The organism is Sphingomonas sp., from assembly GCF_029239295.1.
Lineage (GTDB): Bacteria > Pseudomonadota > Alphaproteobacteria > Sphingomonadales > Sphingomonadaceae > Sphingomonas.
The window spans coordinates 279,037-303,984 of record NZ_JAQZBC010000002.1; the positions used below are offsets into that span (position 1 = coordinate 279,037).

Annotated in this window: 22 protein-coding genes, 1 tRNA gene and 1 pseudogene; 9 read left to right on the plus strand and 15 right to left on the minus strand. The window is 66.5% G+C overall.

From position 1 onward, the window contains the following. Positions 1 to 59 precede the first annotated feature (59 nt). Positions 60 to 488 (minus strand): hypothetical protein, encoded by a 429-nt coding sequence (locus tag K0S66_RS02945; protein ID WP_301073619.1) that lies wholly within the window; start codon positions 486 to 488, stop codon positions 60 to 62. 62 nt (positions 489 to 550) lie between these two features. Between K0S66_RS02945 and K0S66_RS02950 the strand changes: the two genes are divergently transcribed. Both K0S66_RS02950 and K0S66_RS02955 read left to right on the plus strand, forming a co-directional pair. Continuing rightward, positions 551 to 2,023 carry an FAD-binding oxidoreductase gene (locus K0S66_RS02950; RefSeq protein ID WP_301073620.1) on the plus strand — a complete coding sequence of 491 codons (1,473 nt, stop codon included), beginning with the start codon at positions 551 to 553 and terminating at the stop codon, positions 2,021 to 2,023. A gap of 54 nt (positions 2,024 to 2,077) precedes the next feature. Then, positions 2,078 to 2,842 carry a SapC family protein gene (locus K0S66_RS02955; protein ID WP_301073622.1) on the plus strand — a complete coding sequence of 255 codons (765 nt, stop codon included), beginning with the start codon at positions 2,078 to 2,080 and terminating at the stop codon, positions 2,840 to 2,842. Between the two features lie 231 nt (positions 2,843 to 3,073). Here K0S66_RS02955 and K0S66_RS02960 read toward each other — a convergent pair whose 3' ends face one another. After that, positions 3,074 to 3,877, minus strand: coding sequence for an N-formylglutamate amidohydrolase (locus tag K0S66_RS02960; RefSeq protein WP_301073623.1), 804 nt, complete (start codon positions 3,875 to 3,877; stop codon positions 3,074 to 3,076). A gap of 148 nt (positions 3,878 to 4,025) precedes the next feature. Here K0S66_RS02960 and cpdR point away from each other — a divergent pair, with 148 nt between their 5' ends. Both cpdR and K0S66_RS02970 read left to right on the plus strand, forming a co-directional pair. Beyond that, a complete protein-coding gene (gene cpdR / locus K0S66_RS02965; protein ID WP_301073624.1) occupies positions 4,026 to 4,403 on the plus strand; it encodes a cell cycle two-component system response regulator CpdR in 378 nt (125 codons plus the stop codon). Positions 4,404 to 4,452: 49 nt separating this feature from the next. Beyond that, positions 4,453 to 4,527: transfer RNA gene (locus K0S66_RS02970), tRNA-Val, on the plus strand. 114 nt (positions 4,528 to 4,641) lie between these two features. Here K0S66_RS02970 and K0S66_RS02975 read toward each other — a convergent pair. The 4 genes and pseudogenes from K0S66_RS02975 to sucC all read right to left on the minus strand — a co-directional run bounded on the left by K0S66_RS02975 (position 4,642) and on the right by sucC (position 8,524). Next, positions 4,642 to 5,175, minus strand: coding sequence for a septal ring lytic transglycosylase RlpA family protein (locus tag K0S66_RS02975; protein WP_301073626.1), 534 nt, complete (start codon positions 5,173 to 5,175; stop codon positions 4,642 to 4,644). Positions 5,176 to 5,460: 285 nt separating this feature from the next. Continuing rightward, complete coding sequence (locus K0S66_RS02980) at positions 5,461 to 6,390, minus strand: FAD-binding protein (protein WP_301073627.1); 930 nt, start codon at positions 6,388 to 6,390, stop codon at positions 5,461 to 5,463. 76 nt (positions 6,391 to 6,466) lie between these two features. After that, positions 6,467 to 7,216, minus strand: coding sequence for an electron transfer flavoprotein subunit beta/FixA family protein (locus tag K0S66_RS02985; protein WP_301073628.1), 750 nt, complete (start codon positions 7,214 to 7,216; stop codon positions 6,467 to 6,469). Positions 7,217 to 7,332: 116 nt separating this feature from the next. Then, positions 7,333 to 8,524 (minus strand): annotated as a pseudogene (sucC, locus tag K0S66_RS02990) (ADP-forming succinate--CoA ligase subunit beta). 255 nt (positions 8,525 to 8,779) lie between these two features. On the opposite strand from sucC, the gene K0S66_RS02995 reads away from it, so the two are divergent. Both K0S66_RS02995 and K0S66_RS03000 read left to right on the plus strand, forming a co-directional pair. Beyond that, entirely contained in the window at positions 8,780 to 11,485 is a 2,706-nt protein-coding gene (locus K0S66_RS02995; protein WP_301073629.1) for an ATP-dependent DNA helicase, read from the plus strand. A 12-nt stretch (positions 11,486 to 11,497) separates the two neighbouring features. Continuing rightward, positions 11,498 to 12,037 carry a histidine phosphatase family protein gene (locus K0S66_RS03000; protein ID WP_301073630.1) on the plus strand — a complete coding sequence of 180 codons (540 nt, stop codon included), beginning with the start codon at positions 11,498 to 11,500 and terminating at the stop codon, positions 12,035 to 12,037. Positions 12,038 to 12,104: 67 nt separating this feature from the next. Here K0S66_RS03000 and K0S66_RS03005 read toward each other — a convergent pair whose 3' ends face one another. From K0S66_RS03005 to bamE, 7 genes are all read right to left on the minus strand, one after another. After that, positions 12,105 to 13,766, minus strand: a complete 1,662-nt coding sequence (locus K0S66_RS03005; RefSeq protein WP_301073631.1) for a DUF87 domain-containing protein — start codon at positions 13,764 to 13,766, stop codon at positions 12,105 to 12,107. Positions 13,767 to 13,859: 93 nt separating this feature from the next. Further along, on the minus strand, positions 13,860 to 14,618 hold the full coding sequence (locus K0S66_RS03010) for a TIGR02186 family protein (protein ID WP_301073632.1): 759 nt from the start codon (positions 14,616 to 14,618) through the stop codon (positions 13,860 to 13,862). Continuing rightward, positions 14,615 to 15,529 (minus strand): sulfite exporter TauE/SafE family protein, encoded by a 915-nt coding sequence (locus K0S66_RS03015; protein WP_301073633.1) that lies wholly within the window; start codon positions 15,527 to 15,529, stop codon positions 14,615 to 14,617. Before K0S66_RS03015 ends, K0S66_RS03010 begins: the two co-directional genes overlap by 4 nt. A 46-nt stretch (positions 15,530 to 15,575) precedes the next feature. Next, entirely contained in the window at positions 15,576 to 16,781 is a 1,206-nt protein-coding gene (locus K0S66_RS03020; protein WP_301073634.1) for a hypothetical protein, read from the minus strand. Continuing rightward, positions 16,778 to 18,148: a glycosyl transferase family protein gene (locus tag K0S66_RS03025; protein WP_301073635.1), complete on the minus strand. Its 1,371-nt coding sequence runs from the start codon at positions 18,146 to 18,148 to the stop codon at positions 16,778 to 16,780. Before K0S66_RS03025 ends, K0S66_RS03020 begins: the two co-directional genes overlap by 4 nt. Positions 18,149 to 18,453: 305 nt before the next feature. Next, on the minus strand, positions 18,454 to 18,960 hold the full coding sequence (locus tag K0S66_RS03030) for an RcnB family protein (protein WP_301073636.1): 507 nt from the start codon (positions 18,958 to 18,960) through the stop codon (positions 18,454 to 18,456). A 127-nt stretch (positions 18,961 to 19,087) separates the two neighbouring features. Beyond that, the gene (bamE, locus tag K0S66_RS03035) at positions 19,088 to 19,543 is read right to left on the minus strand and encodes an outer membrane protein assembly factor BamE (RefSeq protein WP_301073637.1); all 456 of its coding nucleotides are present in this window, start codon (positions 19,541 to 19,543) and stop codon (positions 19,088 to 19,090) included. A 109-nt stretch (positions 19,544 to 19,652) separates the two neighbouring features. On the opposite strand from bamE, the gene K0S66_RS03040 reads away from it, so the two are divergent. Continuing rightward, positions 19,653 to 20,171, plus strand: a complete 519-nt coding sequence (locus K0S66_RS03040; protein WP_301073638.1) for a ubiquinol-cytochrome C chaperone family protein — start codon at positions 19,653 to 19,655, stop codon at positions 20,169 to 20,171. Next, the gene (locus K0S66_RS03045) at positions 20,168 to 20,686 is read left to right on the plus strand and encodes a DUF177 domain-containing protein (RefSeq protein WP_301073639.1); all 519 of its coding nucleotides are present in this window, start codon (positions 20,168 to 20,170) and stop codon (positions 20,684 to 20,686) included. Before K0S66_RS03040 ends, K0S66_RS03045 begins: the two co-directional genes overlap by 4 nt. 68 nt (positions 20,687 to 20,754) lie before the next feature. Here K0S66_RS03045 and K0S66_RS03050 read toward each other — a convergent pair whose 3' ends face one another. Next, positions 20,755 to 22,419 carry a thiamine pyrophosphate-binding protein gene (locus tag K0S66_RS03050; protein ID WP_301073640.1) on the minus strand — a complete coding sequence of 555 codons (1,665 nt, stop codon included), beginning with the start codon at positions 22,417 to 22,419 and terminating at the stop codon, positions 20,755 to 20,757. A gap of 169 nt (positions 22,420 to 22,588) precedes the next feature. Between K0S66_RS03050 and K0S66_RS03055 the strand changes: the two genes are divergently transcribed. Beyond that, a complete protein-coding gene (locus tag K0S66_RS03055; RefSeq protein WP_301073641.1) occupies positions 22,589 to 23,509 on the plus strand; it encodes an SMP-30/gluconolactonase/LRE family protein in 921 nt (306 codons plus the stop codon). Positions 23,510 to 23,548: 39 nt separating this feature from the next. On the opposite strand, the gene K0S66_RS03060 is transcribed toward K0S66_RS03055, so the two are convergent. Further along, the gene (locus K0S66_RS03060; protein ID WP_301073642.1) at positions 23,549 to 24,925 is read right to left on the minus strand and encodes a HAMP domain-containing sensor histidine kinase; all 1,377 of its coding nucleotides are present in this window, start codon (positions 24,923 to 24,925) and stop codon (positions 23,549 to 23,551) included. Positions 24,926 to 24,948 lie beyond the last annotated feature (23 nt).

Genomic DNA, 24,948 nt, shown 5'->3' on the forward strand with positions numbered 1-24,948 from the left:
CCGGGCGAGACGCGATTGCGCCTTCGATGTCAAGGTAGCGCGGTGCGCAAGGCGGCTTTTTAGGACGGATTCTTCGGGATCAGCAGCCGAAAGCGACTTATTTCACACTGTCTGCCCGATCGTGTCCGCAACACGTCTCGCCGCGCGCAGAACTTCCCGTCCTTCGACCGCTTCAGATAAAAGCCGCCGTAGAAGTTCAGCGTCGGACAATCGCGATCCAGCTTCGCGCGCAGCCTGCGGCCATCCGTGGCGATCAGGTCGATATCACCGTCAGGGGTGATGCTGGCGCTCGCCAGCCGATCAACCGGCACGCATTTGGGGGCCTTCTTCTCCTCCCAAGTGATCGGCGCAGCCCGTTGCGCGCGCGTCTGCGGCGGCAAACGCGGGATGCGGATGATGATCCGCTCCCGGTAGGACGTCTGCGCATAACGCTCATCCGCCGGCCCGGCAGCAATTGCCAGGGGAGCAGCCATAAGCAGCGGAAGCATGGGGCAGGCACGGATCAGCATCGATACGTCCGTCTCTCTCCTGTTCGGAGTTTGAACCCCGCATGAATTCGCGCGATGAAGCGGTGATGACACCGCGCCAGTCCCGCCTGCTTCAATCGCTCTCCAACACGCTGCCCGAGCGCGTGATCGTGACGGATCACACCGAAATCGCACCGTGGGAAACCGATTGGCGGAAACGTTGGCACGGCACCGCGCCGATCCTGTTCGCGCCTTCCACGACGGCGCAGGTGCAGGCGATCGTCACCGCGGCGACGCGCGAACGGGTGCCGCTGGTTCCACAGGGCGGCAACACGTCGATGGTAGGCGGCGCCACCCCCCCGGCGGACGGCACGGCGGCGATCCTGTCGTTGCGACGGCTGAACCAGATTCGCTCGATCGATGCCGATGCCGGGCTCGCCATCGTTGAGGCGGGCGTCATCCTCGCCGATCTGCACGAAGCAGCCGCCGCCCTGGACCGCCGTTTCCCGCTGACGCTGGGTAGCCGCGGCTCCGCGACGATCGGCGGGCTGGTGTCGACCAACGCCGGCGGCACCCAGGTATTGCGCTGGGGCACGATGCGCGGCCTGGTGGCCGGGGCTGAGGCGGTTCTGGCGGATGGCAGCCTTTATGATGGTCTTGCCGCGCTGAAAAAGGATAATCGTGGCTATGATCCCAATCAGTTGCTGATCGGGGCGGAGGGCACGCTAGGGATCATCACCGCGGCCACCCTGCGCCTCGCCCCTGCCGTCGCAACCCGGACGGTCGGCTGGATCGGCCTTGCCACCCCTGACGCCGCGCTCCACCTGTTGCGCCGCTTCCAGAAGGCCGGCGATCTGGTCGAAAGCTTCGAACTGCTGCCCGCGGAATCGCTGCAGGCCGTGCTGGCGCACGTGCCCGGCGCACGCGCACCGCTGGCGGGGGAGCACCGCTGGCACGTACTGGTGGAGGCGGTCGTCAGTGATCCCGCGGCGCCCTCTCCTGCAGCCTTTGTCGAGCGTGTTTTGGCACAAGCGATCGAAGATGGCATCGTCGAGGATGCGACGATCGCTGCGACCGAGACTCAGGCGGAGGCGTTCTGGCGCATTCGCGATTCCATCTCGGATGCCGAACGGGCCACCGGCCCGGCTGCGCAGCATGACATTTCGGTGCCGGTGGAGGCGATGCCGCGCTTTCTGATCGAAGCCGCCGACGCGTGCGAGGCGCGCTTTCCCGGCACGCGTGCCAGCGGTTTTGGGCACCTCGGCGACGGCAACGTCCATTTCCATGTCCGCGCACCGCGCGGCGCCGACCGCGCAACATGGCTGGCGCAAGAGGCGCCGACCGTCACCCGCTTCGTCGACGATCTTGTGGTGGCAGCCGGCGGGTCGATCTCGGCCGAACATGGCATCGGCCAGATGAAGCTGGCGGAGCTGGAGCGCCTATCACCGCCCCCCCGCATGGCGATGCTGCGCGCAATCAAGCAGGCGCTTGATCCCCACGGCATCTTCAATCCCGGCAAACTAGTGGCGCTTGCGCCCGACGCACCGGCCGAATAGGGGCCGAAATCGAGCTTTTTGGGTCGTTCCCGCACCCGTATCTGGAGAGAAACCATGGCCAGCGCGCCGCAGCAGCTTCCGCTTTTCTACAACGGCCTCGAGCCGCTTTCGAGCGATCTGCATGCCGACTACAAGATCCGCCCGGCCGCAACCGCGCCGTTCCTGACGACGCAGCACGCCATTCCAGTCACGGTCGACGAATTCGCGCTGGTCCAGCGCTACATGCCGATTGTCTTTTCCGCTGGCGAGGATTCGATCCCGATCGCGCTGATGGGCCTGAACGAGGGCGTGAACGTGTTTGTCGATGCCGATGGCAAGCTGGTCGACAGCACCTTCTACGTCCCCGCCTACATCCGTCGCTATCCGTATCTCCTCGCGCGCCTGCGTCCGGATGCGGAAGAGCTGTCGCTCTGCTTTGATCCGACGTCGGACACGATCGGTCAGTTCGAGGATGGCGAGGCGCTGTTCGAAGACGGCCAGCCCAGCGAAGTGACCAAGAACATCCTGGCGTTCAACGAGCAGTTCGAACAGGCCGGCGCCCGCACTGCCCAGTTCATGAACGAACTGCGTGAATCGGAACTGCTGATGGACGGCGAAGTGTCGATCCAGCAGGAAGGGTTCGAGCAGCCGTTCGTGTATCGCGGCTTCCAGATGGTCAACGAAGAGAAGCTGCAGGGCCTGCGCGGTGATCAGCTGCGCAAGATGGTGCAGAGCGGGATGCTGCCGCTGCTGTATGCGCACTTGTTCTCGCTGTCGCTGATGCGCGAAGTGTTCGCGCGCCAGGTGCAGATGGGCAAGATGCCGCAGCCGACGCTGTGATGATCCCGGCGTGATGATCCGGGCGGGCGCGGGGTTTCCTGCACCCGCCTCTCGCCCTTGGCGACCGCATCTTTTTGCAGGGGCGCACGGTTCTTGAAACCAATTGCCCCCTTCTTATGTTGTGATGGTACGGCTTCCGTGTCCCCCCTTTCGCGGAACCGTATGGCACACCTTCTGGTGTGTCTCCTCCCTGAACCTAGGCCACCTCGGGCTCTGCCCGAGGTGGTTTTTTTATTCAGCGGCTAGCCGCTCGGGACCGGAAATCGCCTCGTCCGCCAGGGCATCAAGGATGCTGCGGACCAGATCCACGATGCGGCCGTGGCCGGGGCCGGCGGCGTCCATCCGGCTGTCCAGATACAATGACCGGTCGATCTCCAGCTGGATCGCATGGATTCCCTGCTCAGGCGCGCCGTGCCGCTCCAGGATATACCCGCCAGCGTAGGGCACGTTGAGCGCCTGCGGCAGACGCGTGTCGGCGACGGCAGCCTCGACACGGTTCACGAACCGGCTGGCTGCGGCGCGTCCGAAGCGATCGCCAATGACGATCCGGGTACGGCTGCCGCGGATCGGCGGCATCGAATGAAGGTCCAGCAGCACGGCGACGCCAAACCGCGCCCGCGCCGCCTCCAGCGTCCTGGCAAGCGCCGCGTGATAGGGGCGGTGGGCGGTGTTGATCCGCGCGATCACGTCGTCTGGGCTCAGGCGCCCGCGCCACAGCTCCCCCGCGGCGCTGGTACGACGCGGCACCAGGCCCAGCCCGCTGCGCACCTTGGCGCTCAGATGCCCGCTCTGCGCGCCATCGTCGATCATCGGATCGCGATCATCTTCGGCGCGATTCAGATCGATCCACGCGCGCGCCGCATTCTGGATCAGCGTGGTTTCGCTCGCCCGCGCCGCCAGCGCGACCGAATCGATCAGCCGATCCTCCAGCATCGTGACGGCGGAAAACGGCACGCGCAGCGACGCGCGCAACTGATCGGGATAGCTGCGCCCTGCGTGCGGCACCGACAGCACCACAGGGCTCGCCGGCGGCATATCGCCGTATGAAACGAAGCACGCATCCATTAACGCAAGCCTATGAGCGACCGGCGACCGTCGCAACGACAGACAGCAATCGATACCGTCGGCTGGAAAATATTAGTGTTCTCCGCATAAGCTGCTGGCCGAGCACAGGGACCCACGAATGATCCGAATTTTGCTGGCCGAGGATGACCAGGTCATGCGCGAATATCTGGCGCGCGCGCTGGAAAAGTCGGGATATGCGGTCACCGCCGTCGATCGCGGCACCGCCGCGCTGCCGCTGATCGAGGAGGAGGAATTTGACCTTCTCCTGACCGATATCGTCATGCCCGAGATGGACGGCATCGAACTGGCGCAAAAGGCGGGCGAAATCCGTCCCAAGCTGCGTGTCATGTTCATCACCGGCTTCGCGGCCGTCACACTGAAGGCGGGTCAGGCGATGCCGCAGGCACGCGTCCTGTCGAAGCCGTTCCACCTTCGCGATCTCGTCATGGAGGTCGATCGCATGTTCGAAGTGGGAGAATTCGAAGGTTTGAACTGAAGGGGGCTTGCGCACCTTCGGCAGCCCGGCTAATGGCGCCGCTCCCCGTGGGCGTGTAGCTCAGTGGTAGAGCACTGTGTTGACATCGCAGGGGTCGCAAGTTCAATCCTTGCCACGCCCACCATCGAAGGCCTTGCCGCTTTTACAGCCGGCAAGGCCTTCGCTGCCCCCCCCAAAAAGAATTCAATCAAGCGTCAACACGATCGCACCAGCATCCGTCTGGTGGTCGGACGCACTCCTAGGGCGCCTGGACAAGTCCCTGCCGCACCCCAGCGGCCAGTTGCGCGCGCAGGTTCGCCAGCGCGTTTTCGGACACGGTCGGCCGCTCGCGCAGCTTCTTTCCGCGGCGTAGCCGCTCACGATCCTTTTCTGGCGGATTGGCCAGCCGCACGCGCACCGGAACGACACCCGTGCGTCGCACGCCCAGCTGCTCCGCGGCACCGCGCGACAAATCGATCACCCGCCCGCGCGAAAATGGACCGCGATCGTTCACCCGAACCACGATGGTGCGGCCGGTCTCGAGCGAGGTCACCTCGACATAGCTCGGCAGTGGAAGTGTAGGGTGTGCAGCGGTGACCCACTTGGGGCGGAAACGCTCGCCCAGCGCCACTTGGTTGCCGCTTTCAGAGCCATACCAGCTCGCATAGCCAAGGACGTCAAAGGCGGGATCAGGCGCCGGCGTGTAGGTGACGCCCCGGACGGTGTAGGGCTTGCCGATCCGCACCGGCGTGTCGCTGACGGGCCGGAACCGTTGCGATGCGCAGGCTGACATGGCCAGCGCCAGCATCGCGAGCAATGGTAATCGAAACGAGCTTCTCTGTGCGCCACCCATCTTATCGACCTTAACCGACGCGTCGCGCGCTTCGCAATGCACGCGAGACAGCGTCTCTCACCGTGTGACCAGGCCTGGAGAGTTGGTGTTGCTGTTAAGGCAGGGCGGGCGCGTGAGCTGCGCCAAGCACGGGTGGCCGCATATCGCGTCAGGCGGCAGCAGCGGCGACGCCCGAAGGAGCGTCGCCCGCCGCGGCGCGATCCGCTGGACCGCGCCGGGTAAGCGTCAGAGCTTCTCGGTCAGTTCCGGGACCAGCTTGAACAGATCGCCAACCAGGCCGATGTCCGCCACCTGGAAGATCGGCGCGTCCTCGTCCTTGTTGATGGCGATGATGGTCTTGGAGTCCTTCATGCCGGCAAGGTGCTGAATCGCGCCGGAGATGCCCACCGCGATATAGACTTCGGGAGCGACGATCTTGCCGGTCTGGCCGACCTGATAGTCGTTCGGCACGAAGCCCGCGTCCACCGCAGCGCGGCTGGCGCCGACGCCGGCACCGAGCTTGTCGGCCAGCGGCTCGATCAGCTTGGCAAAGTTCTCGCCGTTCTGCAGCGCACGGCCGCCTGACACGATGATCTTTGCGCTGGCGAGCTCCGGACGAGTGCTCTTGGCGATTTCCTGGCCCTCGAAGGTCGACAGGCCCTTGTCGCCGGTGGAGGCGACTGCCTCGACCGTCGCGGATCCGCCTTCCGCCGCCGCCTTCTCGAAGGCGGTCGTGCGCACGGTCAGGACCTTCTTGGCATCCGAAGTCTGAACGGTGGCGATGGCGTTGCCGGCATAGATCGGACGCGTGAACGTGTCCTCGCTCTCAACCGACAGCACTTCGGAAATCTGCATGACGTCGAGCAGCGCGGCGACGCGCGGCGTGATGTTCTTTGCCGAAGTGGTGGCCGGCGCGACAAACGCGTCATGGTGGCCCATCAACTCAACGATCAACGGCGCGACATTTTCAGCCAGCGCATGCGCATAGGCGTCGTCGTCTGCGACATGGACCTTGCCCACGCCAGCGATCTTGGCCGCTTCCTGTGCGACGCCGTCGACGCCCTTGCCGGCGACCAGCAGGTGAACTTCGCCCAGCTTCGACGCGGCGGTCACCGCGGCGAGCGTTGCGTCCTTTACGGTCGAACCGTCGTGCTCGACCCAAACCAGAGTCTTCATCTTGAACCTCTTTCCTCTCCCCGTCGGCGCCGGGTTCACCCGGCGCGCGGAACGGGATCAGTGACCGGCGGTGCGCTTACTTCGCGACGCCCATCGCCTTGAGCTTCATCACCAGCTCATCGACGTCGGCAACCTTGATGCCGGCCTCGCGCTTGCCCGGCTCGACAACCTTCAGCGTCTTGACGCGCGGCGCGGTGTCGACGCCAAAGTCGGCGGCCGTCTTGGTCGCGAGCGGCTTCGACTTGGCCTTCATGATGTTCGGCAGCGAGGCGTAGCGCGGCTCGTTCAGGCGAAGATCGGTGGTGACGATCGCCGGCAGCTTGAAGTTGTCGGTCTCGAGACCGCCATCGACTTCGCGCGTTACCTTGACGCTGTCACCCGACACTTCGACCTTGGACGCGAACGTGCCCTGGCCCCAGCCGAGCAGGCCAGCCAGCATCTGGCCGGTCTGGTTGTTGTCGTCGTCGATCGCCTGCTTGCCCAGGATGATGAGCTGCGGCTGTTCCTCATCGGCGACCGCCTTCAGGATCTTGGCGACGGCCAGCGGCTCCACCTTGTCCTCGCACGTGACCAGGATCGCGCGATCGGCACCCATGGCAAGCGCGGTGCGCAGCGTTTCCTGCGCCTTCGGCTCGCCGATCGATACCACGACGACCTCGGTCGCCACGCCCTTTTCCTTCAGGCGGATGGCTTCCTCGACCGCGATCTCGTCGAACGGGTTCATGCTCATCTTGACGTTGGCCAGATCGACCCCCGTCCCGTCCGCCTTCACGCGGGGTTTCACATTATAGTCAAGCACGCGCTTGACCGGCACCAGAACCTTCATTCCACTCTCCCAAGCGTCACCCCAGCAAACGCTGGGGTCTCCCGGTTGTGTCGCACTCCACGTCGGGGAGATGCCGGCCGAAGCCGGCATGACGATGGAGAACGATCAGTCGAAACTTACGCCGCCTTCTTCACCTCGGCGACGATCTTCTGTGCGGCGTCGCCCAAGTCGTTCGCAGGAACGATGGCGAGGCCGGAATTCGCGAGGATTTCCTTGCCCTTCTCGACATTGGTACCCTCGAGCCGAACCACAAGCGGCACCGACAGATTAACTTCCTTCGCTGCGGCAACGATGCCCTCGGCGATGATGTCGCACTTCATGATCCCGCCGAAGATGTTGACGAGGATGCCCTTCACGTTCGGATCGGCAAGGATGATCTTGAACGCCGCGGTCACCTTCTCCTTCGAAGCGCCGCCGCCGACGTCGAGGAAGTTGGCCGGGAACATGCCGTTCAGCTTGATGATGTCCATCGTCGCCATGGCGAGACCGGCGCCGTTGACCATGCAGCCGATGTCGCCATCGAGCTTGATGTAGGCGAGGTCGTACTTCCAGCTCGGCCGGATCTTCCTCGGTCTCGTCGCGCAGCTCGGCCAGGTCCTTGTGGCGGAACATCGCATTGCCATCGAAAGCGACCTTGGCGTCGAGCACCATCAGCTTGCCATCATCGGTCACTGCGAGCGGGTTGATCTCGATCTGCTCGGCGTCGGTGCCGAGGAATGCATCGTACAGCTTGGCAGCGACATTCGCCGCCTGCTTCGCCAGATCACCAGTCAGCCCCAGCGCGGCGGCGACAGCGCGGCCGTGGTGCGGCATCAGGCCCGTCGCCGGATCGATGTCGATCGAGTGGATCTTCTCCGGCGTGTCATGGGCGACGGTTTCGATGTCCATGCCGCCTTCGGTGGAGACGACCATCGAGATGCGGCTGGTCGCGCGGTTGACGAGCAGCGCGAGGTAGAATTCCTTCGCGATGTCGACGCCGTCGGTCACGTACAGGCGGTTCACCTGCTTGCCGGCCTCACCCGTCTGGATCGTCACCAGCGTGTTGCCGAGCATCTCGGTCGCGGCATGGCGAACCTCGTCCTCGGTCTTGGCGAGGCGGACGCCGCCCTTTGCCTCGGCCGGCAGTTCCTTGAACTTGCCCTTGCCGCGGCCACCAGCGTGGATCTGCGCCTTCACGACATATAGCGGCCCAGGCAGCTTCTTGGAGGCTTCGACTGCTTCCTCGACGGTCATCGCCGCATAACCCGCGGGAACGGGGACGCCGAACTTCGCCAGCAGTTCCTTGGCCTGATATTCGTGGATGTTCATGCCGGGGCTCGCCTTACAAAACCGAAAACATGAAGCCTTAAGCACAGGGGACAGCCGGAATCCAGCCTTCATAGCCGCCGCGACCTCCTTTGTCGGCGGATACCCAAGCTTCATCTGGATACTGGTTCGCAATAGCGTGAACGCCAGTCCGGCATTCAAATCAACGCTGCCTGACGGGACACCGGCTGGGTAGCCAGCCATCGATTGGCCGTTAGAGGGTGGCGTGGGTTTCCAGTTTGTTCTATCTTCCGCTGCGTGATCGCTCTTCCCTATCCGGCGCTACACGCGAGCCATACCGGCATCTGGATCGCGAATGAGGAGGGCGTACGTGGTGTCTCGCGGGGCGAGGCGATCCGGGCCGCCGCCGACACGCCGATGATCCTGATGAACGCGCCGCTCGTCGGCCAGCGGCTCGGCTACGCCGATCTCTCGGGCCTCGACGTCCTTGAGCTGTTTGCCTTTCTCCGGCCGGCCCGCTTCATGGTCCCGACGCCGAAGGGGTTGGCCAAGGTCGCTCAGCTCGATGTGCCGACCAATGATAGCGAGATCGCGCCGTTCCTGCGCGCCGCGGCCTTCCGGCTTCTGGAGCTGACTGAAACCGACTGGCCCGAACGCGAGGGCGCCTGGGCTGCCGCTCAGACCCTTGCGCGGCTGCGTTGGTCGTGGGGGCCCCTGCTGGCCGATCGCTTGCGAAAGCCGGCGCGCGACGAACCCTGGCTCTTCTCGCGCCTGCCCGAATGGGAGGAGACGGCGCCCCGCCCCGCCCCGCGCGCCGTCACGCTGGATGCGCAAGCGACTCAGCAGACGTTGACGACGCTCGTCGGTGCGATGGCAGAACCGCGTCAGGGCCAGCGCGATTTCGCTGCGGTTGCGGCGCACGCGTTCGCGCCTCGCGCGGGGCGAGAGACACCCAATCTCGTGCTGGCGGAGGCAGGCACGGGGATCGGCAAGACGCTGGGCTATCTGGCGCCCGCCAGCCTGTGGTCACGGACGGCAGGCGGGGCGGTCTGGGTGTCCACCTATACCAAGGCGCTTCAGCGGCAGCTCGGCCATGAGACGCAGCGCGTCTATCCCGATGAGGCGGAGCGCCGGGCGCGTGTGGTGACCCGCAAGGGGCGCGAGAATTACCTGTGCCTGCTCAACCTGGAGGATGCGCTTCAGGGCGGGTTCGCCGGCCGCGCCGCGATCCTGGCGCAACTGGTCGCGCGCTGGGCCGCCTATACCGCCGATGGCGACATGATGGGCGGCGACCTGCCCGGCTGGCTCACCACCCTGTTCCGGCGCAACGGCTCGGTCGCGCTGACCGACCGCCGCGGCGAATGCATCTACGCCGGCTGCCCGCATTATCGGAAATGCTTCATCGAGCGCGCTGCCCGCGCGTCTGCCGACGCCGATATCGTCATCGCCAACCACGCGCTGGTGATGGTCAACGCCGCGCGTGGCCGCGAAACGGCGACACGCCCCACCCGCTATGTATTCGACGAGGGGCATCACCTGTTCGATGCCGCCGATTCGATGTTCGCCACCGCGCTGACCGGGCAAGAGACGATCGAGTTGCGGCGCTGGATCATCGGTCCGGAGGCCGGCAGCCGGGGGCGGCGCCGCGGCCTTGGCGCCCGGCTGTCGGATGTCGCGAGCTACGACGAAGCCGGCGCGCAGGCGATCGCCGACGCGGTAAAGGCAGCGCACGGCCTCGCGGCCGATGGCTGGCTACAACGGATCACCGAAGGGGCGCCGTTCGGCCCGATCGAGGCGCTGCTCGCCAGCGTACGCGGCCTCACCTACGCGCGCACCGAGGGGGCGGATGACGCCGGCTACGGCCTTGAGACCGAATTGGCGGAGCCGTCGCCCGAACTGATCGAGGCTGCCGCGCATGGCGCAGAGGCGCTGGATGCCCTGTATCGCCCGCTCGTCGCGCTTGGGAAACGGCTGGAGGCGGTGCTGAACGACGCGCCCGACTGGCTCGATGGGCAGGCCCGCGCGCGGGTCGAGGGGGCGATCGCCTCGCTGGGATGGCGGGCGGAAGGTGTCGCCTCGTGGCTCTCGCTGATCGCCCGGGTGGGCGCACCGGCCAACCCGGACTTCGTCGATTGGCTGGCGGTCGATCGCGTCGAGGGGCGCGAATACGACATCGGGCTTCATCGCCGCTGGGTCGATCCCACCCGGCCCTTTGCCGAGATCGTCCTGAAACCCGCGCATGGCGCGCTGGTCACCTCTGCCACGCTCACCGCGGGCGGGACGTGGGAAACGGCAGAGGCGCGGGTCGGTGCGCCGCATCTCTCGGGCGCTGCAGCGCGCTTTCAGGCGGCCAGCCCGTTCGACTACGCCGGCCATGCGGAGGTGATCATTGTCACCGACGTGAAGCGCGGCGATGTGCCCGCGCTCGCAGGCGCCTATGCCCGGCTGATCGAGGCGGCGGGCGGCGGCACGCTGGGGCTGTTCACCGCGATACGGCGGCTGCGCGGCGTGCATGCGCGCATAGCGGACCGGCTGGCACGCGAGGGCCTGCCGCTCCTTGCACAGCATGTCGATCCGATCGACACCGGTACCCTGGTCGACATCTTCCGCGACGATCCGCACGCCTCCTTGCTGGGCACCGACGCCTTGCGCGACGGGGTGGATGTGCCCGGTCACTCGCTGCGCATGGTGGTGATGGAAGGCGTTCCCTGGCCCAAGCCGACCGTGCTTCACGCCGCTCGCAGGCTCACCGGCGGCGGCAGTGCCTATGACGATCGCATCGTGCGGGCGCGGCTGGCGCAGGCGTTCGGCCGGCTGATCCGCTCACGTGATGATCGCGGCGTCTTCGTGTTGCTGTCGGCCGCTACGCCGTCGCGGCTGCTCGACTCCTTCCCCCCCGGCGTCCCGATTTCGCGCGTCCCGTTGGACGAGGCGGTGGCCAGGGTCGGATCGCGCCTTTCCTCGCGCGTCGGCTTGGGGCATGAGGCGGCTCCCGCGGCCTAACGGAGAGTAGCCTTGAAGACGCTGACGCTGTTGCGCCACGCCAAATCGGGCTGGGACGATCCGGTGACGCGTGATTTCGATCGCCCGCTCAACGACAAGGGCCGCAAGGCTGCGGTCGTGATGGGTCGCGAACTGCGCGCGCAGGGCGAAACGTTCGACCGCATCATGGCATCGCCAGCGCGCCGGGTCGTGGAAACGATCGCGGAGGTCGCAATCGGCTATGGCGCGCCGATTGAGCCCATCTGGGACAAGCGGCTGTACCTCGCCTCCGCCGCCACCCTGCTGGAGGTAGCGCGCGAAACCCCCGACGATTGCGATCGGCTGCTCCTGATCGGCCATAATCCCGGCCTGGAAGATTTCGCGCTTCTGCTCACCGGCACCGGCCCGCCCGAACTGGTCAGCGCGCTGGAGGAAAAATATCCGACCGCCACGATGGCGCAGTTGACCTTTGACGTGGGCCGCTGGGCAGAGGTAGCGCGCGGTGGCGGCACGCTGGCCCGTTTCGTCCGCCCGCGCGATCTCGATCCGACGCTCGGTCCCGACGACCACTGATCAGCCGCCCCATCCGGGCGCCCGGTTCAGCCGCACCGCTGTCACGGCGCGTAGCCAGCAATCGACCTTACCGGCCTTGCGCGCGCCACTTCTGGATCGTGCGCTGGATAATTTCATCCTCATGGCCGACCTCGCGCCACAGGCGTGAGAAAACCGGATCGTCGGACGCCGGCCGCCTCGCCTCTTCCAGCATGTCAAAGCGCACGCGGATGGGTATCGCAACGCCCTCGCCGCTGATGATACATTCCTGATTACGCAGCGCGGGAATTGAATCGAGGAAACCGCGCGCGCCCTCGGGCATCGCGGCCCGCACGAACGACTGGTCGCGATCGTTGTTGAGCCGCATGGTCAGGATCGTGCCGCATTGCGACAGCACGCCCTCGGCAAGATCCGACGGCCGCTGCGTGATCAGCCCCAAAGACACGCCGTATTTGCGGCCTTCCTTGGCGATCCTGCCCAGGATTCGGCCCACGGATGACCCGTCCTCCTCGCGCGGAATATAACGGTGCGCTTCCTCGCAGATCAGCAGGATCGGCCGCTGCGGCTCATTGCGCGACCAGATCGCGAAATCGAACACCATCCGGCTCAGCACCGCGACGACGACCGAGGTAATCTCGCTCGGCACGCCCGATACGTCGATGATTGAGATCGGCTTGCCGTCACCGGGCAGGCGGAACACGCGCTGGATGAAGCTGCTCATCGTGTCGGCGACCAGCATGCCTGAGAACATGAACCCGTAGCGCGGATCGGCCTTGATCTCGTCGATCTTGCTCTTCAGTCGCAGGTAGGGCGCAGTGTTCGACGCCTTGTCCATCTTCCCCATCTCGTGCTGGATGAGGGTTGTCAGGTCGCTCAGCAGATAGGGTACCGGCGCGTCGACGGTCAGCTTCGGGATCTCGGCCCCGACCCGGCTTTTGGCGCGCGCTGCCAGCAGGCATTTGGCAAGGATGTCCGCATCCACCTGCCGCTCCGCGCCCTGCGTGGTGAGGAACACCTCGCAATGTTCCTCGAAGTTCATCAGCCAGTACGGCATCTGAAGGTTCGACACGTCATAGATCGCGCCATTGTGGCGGAAGGCGGCGGAATATTCTCCGTGCGGGTCGACCATCACGATATGGCCCTGCGGTGCCATGTCGCAGATGCGATGGAGGATCAGCGCGACGGCAGTCGACTTGCCGGTGCCGGTTGATCCTAGCAGCGCGAAATGCTTCCCCAGCATGGCATCGACATACAGCGCGCCGCGCACGTCGGCGGTGGGATAGACGCTGCCGATCTCGATATGCGCGCGCCCTTCGGCGGCATAGACCTGCCGAAGATCGTCGGACGATATGGGGTAAACGTCCGCGCCCGGCGTCGGATAGCGAGTCACGCCGCGGCGGAACTGATACAATTTGCCGGTCAGTTTCTCCTCGTCGCCTTCCCCGAGGAAGTCGACTGAGGCGACGATCCGCCCGGTCTCATAGTCGTCGAGCTTGAGCGCACGGACATTGGCGATCAGCCAGCTGTGGCCGACCCGCACCTTGATCTGCCCACCAACCTGGCCGCCGCTTGCGACTACCGCGTCGGCATGGGTGCTCAGCGCGGCCAGTGCGGCAGGGTCGAACACGACCTGGCTCGATGCGCCGCCGATTTCGGTGACGAAGCCGATCGCCTCCAGATCGGCCGGTGCCGACGCCCCGGCAGCAGCGATGGCCGCGTCGAAAACGTGACGCGCGGGTAATTCACTCATTTGGTATTCCCACGCCCCTTTCCCATCCCGCCGGGTCTAGGGCATAAGGGTAAACAGAGCGTGAGCGATGAATTGCGCTCCGCCGGCAGTCGTTTACGCCCGCTGTGCCAGCCGCCCTGCACCCCAGCCCAGCAAAACGGACAATGCGACTGCCGCCAGGCCATAGACGAACGCATGACGATCCGCCGCGCGGGCGACGAACCGCTCGAAGCCGGTTTTCTCGACCGTGATGTCGCGCACCGCCGCCGCCAGCACCTTGCCATCGCGGATCAGGAACGTTTCCGCGGTGAACTGGCCGACCGGCACACGCGCCGGAATGCTGACGCGCGCACGGTACAAGACGCCTTCCGTGATCTCCACCGCGCCGGGCGCCTCATAATAAAGGCCCGCGCGGCGCCGCAGATCGACGAGCCCGCGCGCGAACCGGTCCTGCACCGGCGGCGGTGCCGACGACGCTGGCGATAACTGAAGGCTGTCCAGCCCGAGTTCGTAGATCGCGCGCGTCCGGTCATCGACGATCTGGCTGACAGGCCGCGAGGACGCGACCGCGTAGAAACTGGGCGCGGATCGGTAGCGGAGCGCCTCAGCATTCACCCAGACGCCGGCCAGCTTCTCCTTCTCGCGCACCGTGATCGACTGCACCGGGCCCTTCACCACGACGACCAGATCGGTCTGATGCTCGTCATCGGGCAGGCGGCCGCCGGGATACAGGATCGCGCCGAACAACAGGAGCTCTGCGCCGGTGAAGCTGTACGCGATGCGGATTTCGCGCTGCGAGACGTCGGGCACCAGCACCGGTTTCGCCTGCGCCATCAACAGCGGCGCGGCGAGGATCAACGCGGCCCGCTTCACATCAATTCGACCGAATAGATCTCGTCCGGCCGCCACCCCAGTCCGATCGCGATACGCCCAGCTACCAGCAGCACCATCAACGCGAGCGCCAGGCGCAGATATTCCGGCCGCGCGCGGGCGGCAAAGTGCGCGCCGACCTGTGCGCCGACCACCGAACCGATCAGCAGCAGGCCCGCCAGCACGATGTCCACCGCCTTGGTCGTCATGGCATGGACCATCGTCGCCGCCGCGGTCACGAACAGGATCTGGAACAGCGACGTACCGACCACCACCTGAGTTGCCATGCCCAGCAGATAGATCATCGCCGGCACAAGGACGAAGCCGCCGCCAACGCCCAGCAGGATGGTCAGGATCCCGGTCCCGAACCCCAGCAACAGTGGGGCGAGCGGCGAAATATACAGGCCCGACCGGTAGAAGCGCATGCGAAACGGCAGCGACGCGACCAGCGGATGATGCCGCCGCCGGCGCGCCGGGGCGGCACGGCGGCCACGGCTGACGGCTATCGCCTCCAGCGATTCCTTCAGCATCAGCCCACCGATCGACACAAGCAGCAGGACGTAGGTGATGGCGATTGCGGTATCGATCTGGCCGCTGGCCTGCAGCAGGCGGAACAACCAGGCACCGAACAGCGATCCCAGAACGCCGCCGATGACCATCACCCCACCCATCTGGATGTCGACCCCACCCCGCCGGAAATAGGCTGACACGCCTGACACGCTGGCCCCCGTCACCTGGCTTGCTGCAGAGGCAGCCGCCACCGTGGGCGGGATGCCGTACACGATCAGCAGCGGAGTGGTCAGGAACCCGCCGCCCACGCCGAACATGCCGGACAACAACCCCACCCCCGCGCCCAGCGCGATGATCACGAGCGCGTTTACCGACAGGTTCGCGATCGGGAGGTACAGATCCATGGGATAGTCGATATGCCCATCGGCGCCGGCGGGGAAGCGCCAGCGGTCAGAAATCGGTGCCGATGGTCAATGCCGGCCCGGATGTCGGCTCCGCCCGCCCGGCGAGCCGCTGTCGCCATTCAATCGACAGACGAAGCGAGCGGCCTGCGACCGGCAGCGCCGTCGACAGCCACGGTCCCGCATCGATCCGCGACGCCCCGCGCTGCGCCGCCCCCCAAGCACCCAGGCCCAGATCGATGCGCGCAGGGCCCAGCTTGGCCAACGAGTAGCTGACCCGCATTGCGCCATCGACATAGCCCTCGATGCCATCGCGCGCGATCCCGCCCCCTTGCGCATAGCCATCCAGCAGGAGCCAGGATGTCAGCGGAACCGGCCCAAAGCCGCCGATCAGGCCCAACGCCGGCCCGCCGCGTGCCCGATCGACGCCGATCCGCTGCTCGGCGACGAGATGGACCGGCAGCGACGTCGGTTGCCAGTCCAGCCCGATCGCGGCTTCGCTCTGTCGGCTCTCCAGGGCGCTGGAGAAACGCCCGGCAACGGACAGCCGGCGGGCCTGATCGATGGCATAGGTTAGGCGCGCACCCGCCTGGCTGCCGCCGAGTTGCGGCACGAACGGCGCCGCGTCGCCGGGTCGCAGAATCGCCCAGGCGCTTCCGCCAAATCGCGAGCGGCCACGTGCCGCCGGCAGCGGAGCGCCGGCGGCGACGCTCGCCTGCAACGGCACAGACACGACTGCCGCCCGCTCCGGTGACTTGGCAGCGTCACCGATCAGCTCCGCCGGTTGGGTCAACGCCCCGCCGGGCGGCAGCGACTGTCGCGGCAGGTCATAGGCGATGGCGAGTGGTTGCGGCGTTACCGGCACGAGGCGCACCGCGGGCGCTGCGTATCGCGGCTGCGGCGCCTCGACTGGTGACAGGCGGATTTCCAACGCCCCCGCCCCCGCCCCCGCCCCCGCGGGCATGACGGACGAAACCCGCGGCGCGACAGCTACCGCCCGGGTCGGCGCAGCCATCTCTCGTGTGGGTTGCGATTCGGCTTCCACCGACACGGGCGGCCGATAACGTGCAAAGGGTGCCGCGATCCGGGCAAGGATGCGCGGCGCTATCGCCTCCTCAGCCACTGCGGGGCCGATCGTCGCCTCCGCCGCAATTGCTTCCCCGCCCGGCCAAAGCAGCAGGACCCGCAGCCCGATCCACAGGCCGATTAACGCGACGAGGAAGCGAAGCGGCCGCCCGGTTTGGGTCATCATCATGCCGCCAGTTCCGCCGGAAACACATGTGCCGTCTTGTCCCACCGCGGCGGGGACCCGGTCAGCATCCGCACATATTGGCCTGCGGCTCGGATCGCTGCGAGCATCGCAATGATGTTCGCGACCACTGCCCGCGGGACCGCCCATATCCCCTCGCGCCAGCCATAGGACCGGGTTGTGGAGGCCACTCTCCACCCCAGCCGCCAGATCAGCAGCAGCAGGTTGATCATCAGCAACAGCTGCATGGGGTCGCTGATCGCCCGCAGCGGCACGCCTGCGATCGCGTGCGCACCAGCCGCCACGCCCCAGCCAACGATGGCGAGATACGCCGCAGCCAGGACGATCACTGCCAGGGGCCCGCGCCGGTCGCGCATCCGCATCCAGTGATCCACCAGGTGCGGCACGCGGGCCCAGCCGATCCGATCCCAGCCCGCCAGCGCGATGCCGGTCATCCAGCGCCCTTTCTGGCGCACCGCGGCTTCCACCGTGGCGGGGAAGAACGCGCGCACCGCGACCAGCCGGCCGGCCCAATCCTCGACGCGGGCAAAACAGGGCCGGTAACCAAGCGCCGCGGCGCGCAGCCCAAGCTCATAATCCTCGGTCAGGCTGTCCTCGTCGAACGGCGCGCCATATGCCTCATCCAACGCGACGAGCACCGCGACCGAGATCGCGCAGCCAACCCCCGACAGCGGCAGTCCAGCGCCAAGTGCGGCGCGCAGCGCCATGTGGCGGCCGTGCGATTCGGCGAACTCATCGGCATAATGGCCCGACACCAGCCGCGCCTGCCGATCGACCAGCGGCAGCACGGGGATCTGGATCAGATGGTATCGCCCGATCAGGGCGTCGAACACCATCAGCTCCAGCGGATGCACCACATCCTCCGCGTCGTGCAGTACCACCGCGACGGTGTTCTCGCCATTCACCGCATCGTCATGCCGCAGCGCGCGCCACATCTCGTTGAGATTGTCCGCCTTGGTCGTCGGCCCCGCCCGCCCGCCGATGACGAGCCGCACGCGGGAATCCTGCGCGGCCAGCTCAGCGACAATATCGATCGTCGCGGGATCGTTGGGATAGCAGCCGACGTATATGCGAAAGCAGGGATGGTCGAAGCGCGCCAAGGCGGTGCGCAGCATCGGCCCGATGACGGCCGATTCGTCCCACGCGGGGACGAAAACCGCCAGCCGCCTGGCATCTTCGGGATGCGGCAGATTGGCCAGTGACCGCCGCGTCGAGCCATGTCGCAGCCGGTGAAACAGCCACACCACGTCGATCAACAGGTCGTCGATACCGCCGACCAGAAAGCCGACCGCAGCGAACAATGTGAGCTCGCGCACGATTGCGTCGAGCCACTGAATTGCGATTGCCCCCATCGCATGCCGACCCCCCCGATACGGCGGGTAAAGACTGTGCGATTATTTGTGATGGCGCAACAAAAAGGAGTTCCGCCTCGGCTCGTCCAAGTATTTCGTCGTCGCGGCGAAAATCCCGTCATTTCGCCGAACCAATTCAGGGCGCGCGCGTTCCCCGCACAGTCCCTAACCCCCTTTCGGGACTAGTGCCGGATCCCAAGCCAGGCACCGGCCGCGCGCGCGGCGTAGCTTGCGGCGCGGTCGCTCTGGGTCACAAGTACGGGACGGGCCGGGCGATTATTCGCCCGGCCCGCTTCGTCAGATACTCACCAGTAGAAATTCGGGATCACGTCCAGCACGACGCCACGACGGTAATCGACGAGCAGCACGTCGTTATAGTGGCGCACCCACCGAGCGTTGGCACGGGCCGGCGGCAAGCGATAGCGCCAGGGATCGTTGATCCAATAACGCTGCGCGTAATAGCTGGGCGCGATCCGCACGCCCGGGCGCCACTGGTTGTAACGGAACGGCGCGCGCCATTGTCCGCGGGCGTAAAGCGAGCGGTTCTGGTTGCGATAGGCACGCCAGTCGTCGCGCGCCCATCGGCGGTCGCGGTCACGCAGATCCTCGCGATATTCACGGCGTGATTCGCGCAGATCCTGGCGCGCATCGCGCACATCGCGCCGGTCACCCCGTCGCTGCGCATCGCGCAGGTCGCGATGCTGCTCCCGAATATCCTGCCGGTCCCGGCGCAACTCTGCCGCGGACTGCGCGCTGGCTACACCCGGCGCGATAGTCGCTGCCATTACCAGCGAAACGATCAACTTACGCATGATCAGACACCTCCATTCTCCTGGCCGGCATTCCGCGGAATGCCTCGCCGTGATCGAAGGTATCGGCCTGCGCGGCTGAACCGGTGAAGAATGCACCAGTCAGCCGCCAGAAAGCATCGGGTGGGGTTTAGCGCCCGCCCGGACCAGCGCCTGCGCCAGCCGCGCCGACGGTACCGATGTTGCCGAACAGATCGGCAAAGAAGCCGCGGTCACGGCCCAGCGTCGGGGTGGTCCGCTTCGCCGGGCTTACCGATGCGACCTGCTCCACGCCGGACTTGCGGATCGCGCTGACGTTGCCGTTCTGATCGAAGCTGATCTGAACGGTCACCTGCTCCTTCGGCTTGGGCGTGTTGAACGCGTAATTCCGGCTGTCGCGGGAGATATAATACCAGTCACCCTGGTTGAACTGGCTCGCAAAGCTCGGCTGGCCCAGCGTTGCGAGCACCGACTGCCGGTTGTCCACGCCGGGCTGCACCGAATTCAGCAGGTCTGCATCAACGACATAGCCCTGATGCGAGCGAAGGGGGGCGCAGGCTGACGCGGTTACCGCGATGGCGGCAGCGATCAGGAGGGGAAAACGCATGGCTACTCCGCAAAAGGCCTTGGGGCATGCGACGCGCCGTTGCGCCGTCGGCCATTCCCCTCAATATGCCCGCACGACACACGACACAAGCATGACAGGCACGACGATCTTGGCTCTTCTTCAACGGTTTCGACGGCGCGATCGCGAAGCGGCGGCTCCACTCTATGCGGCGGTCGTGGCAAAGGCGCGTGAACCGCATTGGTATCTCGAGGGCGCAGCACCCGATACGCTGGACGGACGGTTTGATATGGTGGCCGCCGTGCTCGCCATGGTGATGCTGCGGATTGAGGCGGAGCCGCCCGGCGATGTCGCTGCCGCGACCCTGTCGAAAGACCTGACCGAACGCTTCGTCGACGACATGGACGCGCAGGTGCGACAGATCGGCTTTGGCGACATCGTTGTCGGCAAGCACGTCGGCCGCATGATGGGGATGCTGGGCGGGCGGCTCGGCACCTATCGCGACGGGATTGCCGCCCGCGACCTGCGCGACGGGCTGATCCGCAACTTGTGGCGCGGCACACCCCCCAGCGATCAGGCAGCGCGCTACGTCAGCGATCAATTGCAGGCGCTGCACGCCTCGCTCGCTTCCGTTCCACTCACCGCGTTGCGCGAGGGCCGGCTGGCATGACCCCCGAATTCTCCCACCCCGTCCGGGTCGACACGATCGGTGAAGGCGTCCGTACCGAGACTGTGTCAGCCGACGAAGCGCAGCGCGCGGCACTGGCGCGGCGGTTCAACCTCATCGGGATCGACAGCCTGTCCGGCACCTTCACGGTGCAGCGGGTTTCCGGCGCCGTCGCCGTGACCGGCAATGTTCAGGCCGTCGCCACCCAGCGCTGCTCGATCACCGACGAACCGCTTCCGGCGCGAATCGATGAACCGGTCGATCTGCGCTTCATCGAGGATCGGGTTGCTGAGGAGGAAGTGGAGCTCGACGACAGCGGGATCGACGTCCTGCCGCTAGAGGGCGGCGCGATCGATCTGGGCGAAGTCGCGGCGGAAACGCTGGTGCTCGCGCTCGATCCCTTCCCGCGCGGGCCGAATGCCGAGGCTGCACTGCGCGACGCTGGCGTGCTCGCCGAGGAAGAAGCCGGTCCGTTCGGCGCGCTCGCCGCGCTCAAGGACAAACTGGCCAAGAAGTAGGATCTTGGCGAAGGGCGCGGTGCGCCGCGCCTCGTGGCGCGGGCGCACGCGTCCTCGGTCGAAGCGCGTCAGCGCGACGAGGCGCTGCGTATCGCGCTGAGCGTCGTTCCCGCGGTGATGAACTCGACGTCGGTCTTCAGATGCAGCAGCCGGACGCCGCCCTGCGCCGCCGCCCGGCCCAGCGCGGCTCCGAAGTCCGCGGTCTGCTCCACCGTTTCGGCCCATGCGCCATAGGCCTGCGCCAATTTGGTGAAATCGGGATTGTGCAGCCGGGTCGCCGACAAACGGCCGGGGAACTCGCGCTCCTGATGCATCCGAATCGTGCCATAGGCGCCATTGTCGACCACGATGACCAGCATCTCGCACCCATGCTGGACCGCGGTAGCCAGTTCCTGCCCATTCATCAGGAAGTCGCCGTCGCCCGCCACCGCCACCACCATCCGCTCCGGCCGCCGCAGCGATGCGGCCACCGCGGCGGGCACGCCATAGCCCATCGCGCCGGCGGTCGGCGCCAGCTGCGTGCCCGGCCCCGCATAGGGCCAGTAGCGATGCCACCAGCCGGAGAAATTGCCGGCGCCGTTGCAGATGATCGTGTCCGCCGGCAGCTGTTGCCGCATCGCCAGCACGCATTGGCCGAGGTCCAGCGTCACGCCCTCACGCTCGCGCGGGGTGGACCAAGCCCGGTAATCGTCGTGCGCCTCCAGATCGTGCGCGCGCGCCGGTCCGTCGACTAGCGCCAGCGCCTCGGCAAACTCCGCCATCGTCGCGCAGATCGCCAGATCGGTGCAATAGGTGCTACCAAGCTCCGCGGGATCGGGGTGAACATGCACCAGCCGCTGGTCGGGATGCTCGGGCGTGATCAGCGTGTAGCCATCGGTCGTCGCCTCGCCCAGCCGCGCGCCGATCACCAGCAGCAGGTCGGCGTCCTTGACGCGCTCGACGAGCAGCGGGTTCGGGCCATAGCCCAGATTGCCGGCATAGGCGGGGCAGTCGTTCGGTACCGAATCCTGCCGCCGAAATGCCGCAACCAGCGGCACGCCCGTGCGATCGGCCCAGGCGGCGATATCTTGGCCCGCCGCCGCATCCCAGCCGGCCCCACCGATGATCGCCATCGGCCGCTCCGCCGTTGCGAGCAGGTCGGCCAGTTGCTCCATCGCATCGGGATCGGGCGCCTGGCCGACCCGCTCCACGCGCGGGCGGTCGATCGCCGTCACCTCGTCGAGCAGCATGTCCTCGGGCAGCACGATGACCACCGGGCCCGGGCGGCCGTTCATTGCGACCGAATAGGCGCGCGCGACATATTCCGGGATTCGCCGGGCATCGTCGATCCGCGCCACCCATTTGGCAACCGGGCCAAACATCGCGGCGAAATCGATCTCCTGAAACGCCTCGCGGTCGCGCATCCCGCGATCGACATCGCCGATGAACAGGATCATCGGCTGCGAATCCTGCATCGCGACATGGACGCCGATCGACGCATTGGTCGCGCCCGGTCCGCGCGTGACGAAGGCAACGCCCGGCCGATGGGTCAGCGCCCCGTCAGCGCACGCCATGAACGTGACGCCGCCTTCCTGCCGGCACGTCACCACATCGATCTGCGGCACGTCGACCAGCGCATCGAGCACGGCGAGGAAACTTTCCCCCGGCACCGTGAAGATGCGGTCGCAGCCTTGCGCCGCCAGTTGATCCACCAGGATGCGTCCGCCGGTGCGGGTCGTCTCGGGTTCGCTCATGCGCGATTCCCTACTCCGGCGCCCGATCGTCCGCCACTATATTGGTTGGAACGCCGCCATAACGGCGCTGCCTAGCCCCCCGCCAGCTCACGCCCGTCCAGGGCGAACCTGCTTGCTAAGCCGATCGCCTTAGACAATTCTCCCGCGCAACGAGAAAAGGGAGAGGATCATGGCGGATTTCGAGCTGGTGACGGATGGGCTGCGCTTCCCCGAGGGCCCCGTCTTCATGCCCGATGGCAGCATCGCGCTGGTGGAAATCGAACCCGGGCGGATCACTCGCGTGAAGCCCGACGGGTCGAAGGAGACGATTGCCAAGCCCGGCGGCGGCCCAAACGGCCTCGCGCTGGGGCCGGACGGCATGCTCTATTGCTGCAACAACGGCGGGTTCGAGTGGCACGAAAGTAACGGGATGCTGGCGCCCGGCGGCATCGCCTCCAACTATTCTGGCGGCCGGATCGAACGGATCGACCCAGCGACCGGTGCGGTCGAGGTGCTCTACAAGTCGGGCGATTTCGGCTGCGTCCTGCGGGGGCCGAACGATCTGGTGTTCGACGAGCATGGCGGCTTCTGGTTCACCGATCACGGCAAGATGGATCACGCCAAGCGGATCCACGATGTAGTCGGCATCTTCTATGCGAAGGCTGACGGCAGCCATCTGGAAGAAGTGGTCTTCCCCTCCAACAATCCCAACGGCTGCGGCCTCTCGCCCGACGGCAAATGGCTGTACGCGGCGGAAACCTACACCTGCCGGCTGATGAAGTTCAGCGTCACCGCGCCGGGCAAGGTCGATACCGCGGCGGGGGTCGGCGGCGCGGGAATCCCCGTCTATCGTCCCGCGGGTTGGAAGTTCTTCGATTCGCTAGCGGTCGAGGCTTCGGGCAACGTCTGCGTAGCGACGATCGGCGAAAGCGGCATCAGCGTCGTCTCTCCGGGGGGCGAGTTGGTCGAATTCGTCAACACCGACGACGTGTTCACCACCAACATCTGCTTCGGCGGCGATGACATGCGCGACGCCTATCTCACCCTGTCGGGCACCGGCCGCCTGGTGAAGACGCGCTGGGACCGCCCCGGCCTCAAACTCGCTTATTGATGCACGATCGGCGCCTTCCGCCTCGGCGGAGGGCGTCCTTCAGGTCGCCATCGGCAAGCGCAGCCGGACCAGCAGACCGCCCAGGTCCTCGCTTTCCTCCAGGCTGACGGTCCCTTCGTAGATTTCGGCGACGTCGCGCACGATCGCCAGGCCCAGCCCGGTGCCCGGCTTGCCCGTGTCCAGCCGCACCCCACGGTCGAAGATGCGGATACGATCGGCCTCCGGGATGCCCCTCCCGTCATCCTCGACCAGGATCTCGACGAAGCCGGCCTGCGCCCCCACCGTCACGAACACGCTGCCGCCGCCATATTTGGCGGCATTCTCGACCAGATTGCCCATGATCTCGTCCAGGTCCTGCCGCTCGATGTGCGCGACCAGATCCTTGGGCCCATCCATGTCGATGCGGACGTGCGGGTACAGCCGGCGCACCGCGCGCTCGACCGATTCGACGCTTGGCCACACTTCCGCCCGGCTATGCGCCGATCCGCGGCGCCCGACGGCGCGCGCACGGGCGAGATGGTGGTCCACCTGCCGCCGCATCGTGCGCGCCTCTCGCACCACCGTGTCCGCCAGATCGTCCGACTGCGCCGTCGCCGCGTTCATGATCACGGTCAGCGGCGTCTTCAGCGCATGCGCCAGATTGCCGGCATGCCGCCGCGCTTCTTCGGCCTGCGTCTCATTGTGCGCGACCAGCGCGTTCAGCTCCTCGACCAGCGGCGCAACCTCCACGGGCAGTGGCCCCGCGATGCGATTGGTTCGCCCGCCTCGCATCCGCGCGATCTCCAGCCGCAGCTTGCGAAGCGGCAGCAGCCCATAGAACGTCTGCAACGCCGCCAGCACGGTCAGCCCCAGCCCCAGCAACAGGAAGCTGCGCACCAGCGTGCGGCGCAGCGCCCCGATCTGCGCGTCGAGACCGTCGCGATTGTGCGCCACCTGGAACCGCCAGCGAACATTCGACCCCGGCAGCTTCACGTCGCGCTCGACGATCCGCAGCTTCTCCGTCCCGAACTGGTCGCTGTCGTAGATGTGCACCGCGCGGTCATCGTGCGGCTGGCCATATTGCAGCTGGCGGTCCCACAGCGATCGCGAGGGAAACGCCTCACGCCCCTTCGCCGACACTTGCCAGTAGAGTCCCGAATACGGCTCCAGGAAGCGCTGGTCGGCGGGCTCGCGATTGAACATCACCTCGCCCTCGGGGCCGATCTCTGCCGATACCAGCAGCGACCGCAGCACATATTCCAGCTGATCGTCGAAATTCTGCGTCACCGCCGCGGTCAGCACGCGATCCAGCGCAAAGCCGCCCCCGGCCAGCAGCACCGCGATCCACACCGCGGCGATAACGATCATCCGCCGGGTCAGCGATCCGGTACTGGCAAACCGTCCGTCGGCGTTCGGTTCGTCACCCGGGGGAACCATGCCGTCGCCGTGTTGTTCACCCG

What these genes read in the sequence shown, in the direction of transcription:
- K0S66_RS02945 (WP_301073619.1), bottom strand. Translation starts at nt 488, where the DNA reads ATGCTTCCGCTGCTTATGGCTGCTCCCCTGGCAATTGCTGCCGGGCCG.
- K0S66_RS02950 (WP_301073620.1), top strand. Translation starts at nt 551, where the DNA reads ATGAATTCGCGCGATGAAGCGGTGATGACACCGCGCCAGTCCCGCCTG.
- K0S66_RS02955 (WP_301073622.1), top strand. Translation starts at nt 2,078, where the DNA reads ATGGCCAGCGCGCCGCAGCAGCTTCCGCTTTTCTACAACGGCCTCGAG.
- K0S66_RS02960 (WP_301073623.1), bottom strand. Translation starts at nt 3,877, where the DNA reads ATGCCGCCGGCGAGCCCTGTGGTGCTGTCGGTGCCGCACGCAGGGCGC.
- cpdR (WP_301073624.1), top strand. Translation starts at nt 4,026, where the DNA reads ATGATCCGAATTTTGCTGGCCGAGGATGACCAGGTCATGCGCGAATAT.
- K0S66_RS02975 (WP_301073626.1), bottom strand. Translation starts at nt 5,175, where the DNA reads ATGTCAGCCTGCGCATCGCAACGGTTCCGGCCCGTCAGCGACACGCCG.
- K0S66_RS02980 (WP_301073627.1), bottom strand. Translation starts at nt 6,390, where the DNA reads ATGAAGACTCTGGTTTGGGTCGAGCACGACGGTTCGACCGTAAAGGAC.
- K0S66_RS02985 (WP_301073628.1), bottom strand. Translation starts at nt 7,216, where the DNA reads ATGAAGGTTCTGGTGCCGGTCAAGCGCGTGCTTGACTATAATGTGAAA.
- K0S66_RS03005 (WP_301073631.1), bottom strand. Translation starts at nt 13,766, where the DNA reads ATGAGTGAATTACCCGCGCGTCACGTTTTCGACGCGGCCATCGCTGCT.
- K0S66_RS03015 (WP_301073633.1), bottom strand. Translation starts at nt 15,529, where the DNA reads ATGGATCTGTACCTCCCGATCGCGAACCTGTCGGTAAACGCGCTCGTG.
- K0S66_RS03020 (WP_301073634.1), bottom strand. Translation starts at nt 16,781, where the DNA reads ATGATGATGACCCAAACCGGGCGGCCGCTTCGCTTCCTCGTCGCGTTA.
- K0S66_RS03025 (WP_301073635.1), bottom strand. Translation starts at nt 18,148, where the DNA reads ATGGGGGCAATCGCAATTCAGTGGCTCGACGCAATCGTGCGCGAGCTC.
- K0S66_RS03030 (WP_301073636.1), bottom strand. Translation starts at nt 18,960, where the DNA reads ATGCGTAAGTTGATCGTTTCGCTGGTAATGGCAGCGACTATCGCGCCG.
- bamE (WP_301073637.1), bottom strand. Translation starts at nt 19,543, where the DNA reads ATGCGTTTTCCCCTCCTGATCGCTGCCGCCATCGCGGTAACCGCGTCA.
- K0S66_RS03045 (WP_301073639.1), top strand. Translation starts at nt 20,168, where the DNA reads ATGACCCCCGAATTCTCCCACCCCGTCCGGGTCGACACGATCGGTGAA.
- K0S66_RS03050 (WP_301073640.1), bottom strand. Translation starts at nt 22,419, where the DNA reads ATGAGCGAACCCGAGACGACCCGCACCGGCGGACGCATCCTGGTGGAT.
- K0S66_RS03055 (WP_301073641.1), top strand. Translation starts at nt 22,589, where the DNA reads ATGGCGGATTTCGAGCTGGTGACGGATGGGCTGCGCTTCCCCGAGGGC.
- K0S66_RS03060 (WP_301073642.1), bottom strand. Translation starts at nt 24,925, where the DNA reads ATGGTTCCCCCGGGTGACGAACCGAACGCCGACGGACGGTTTGCCAGT.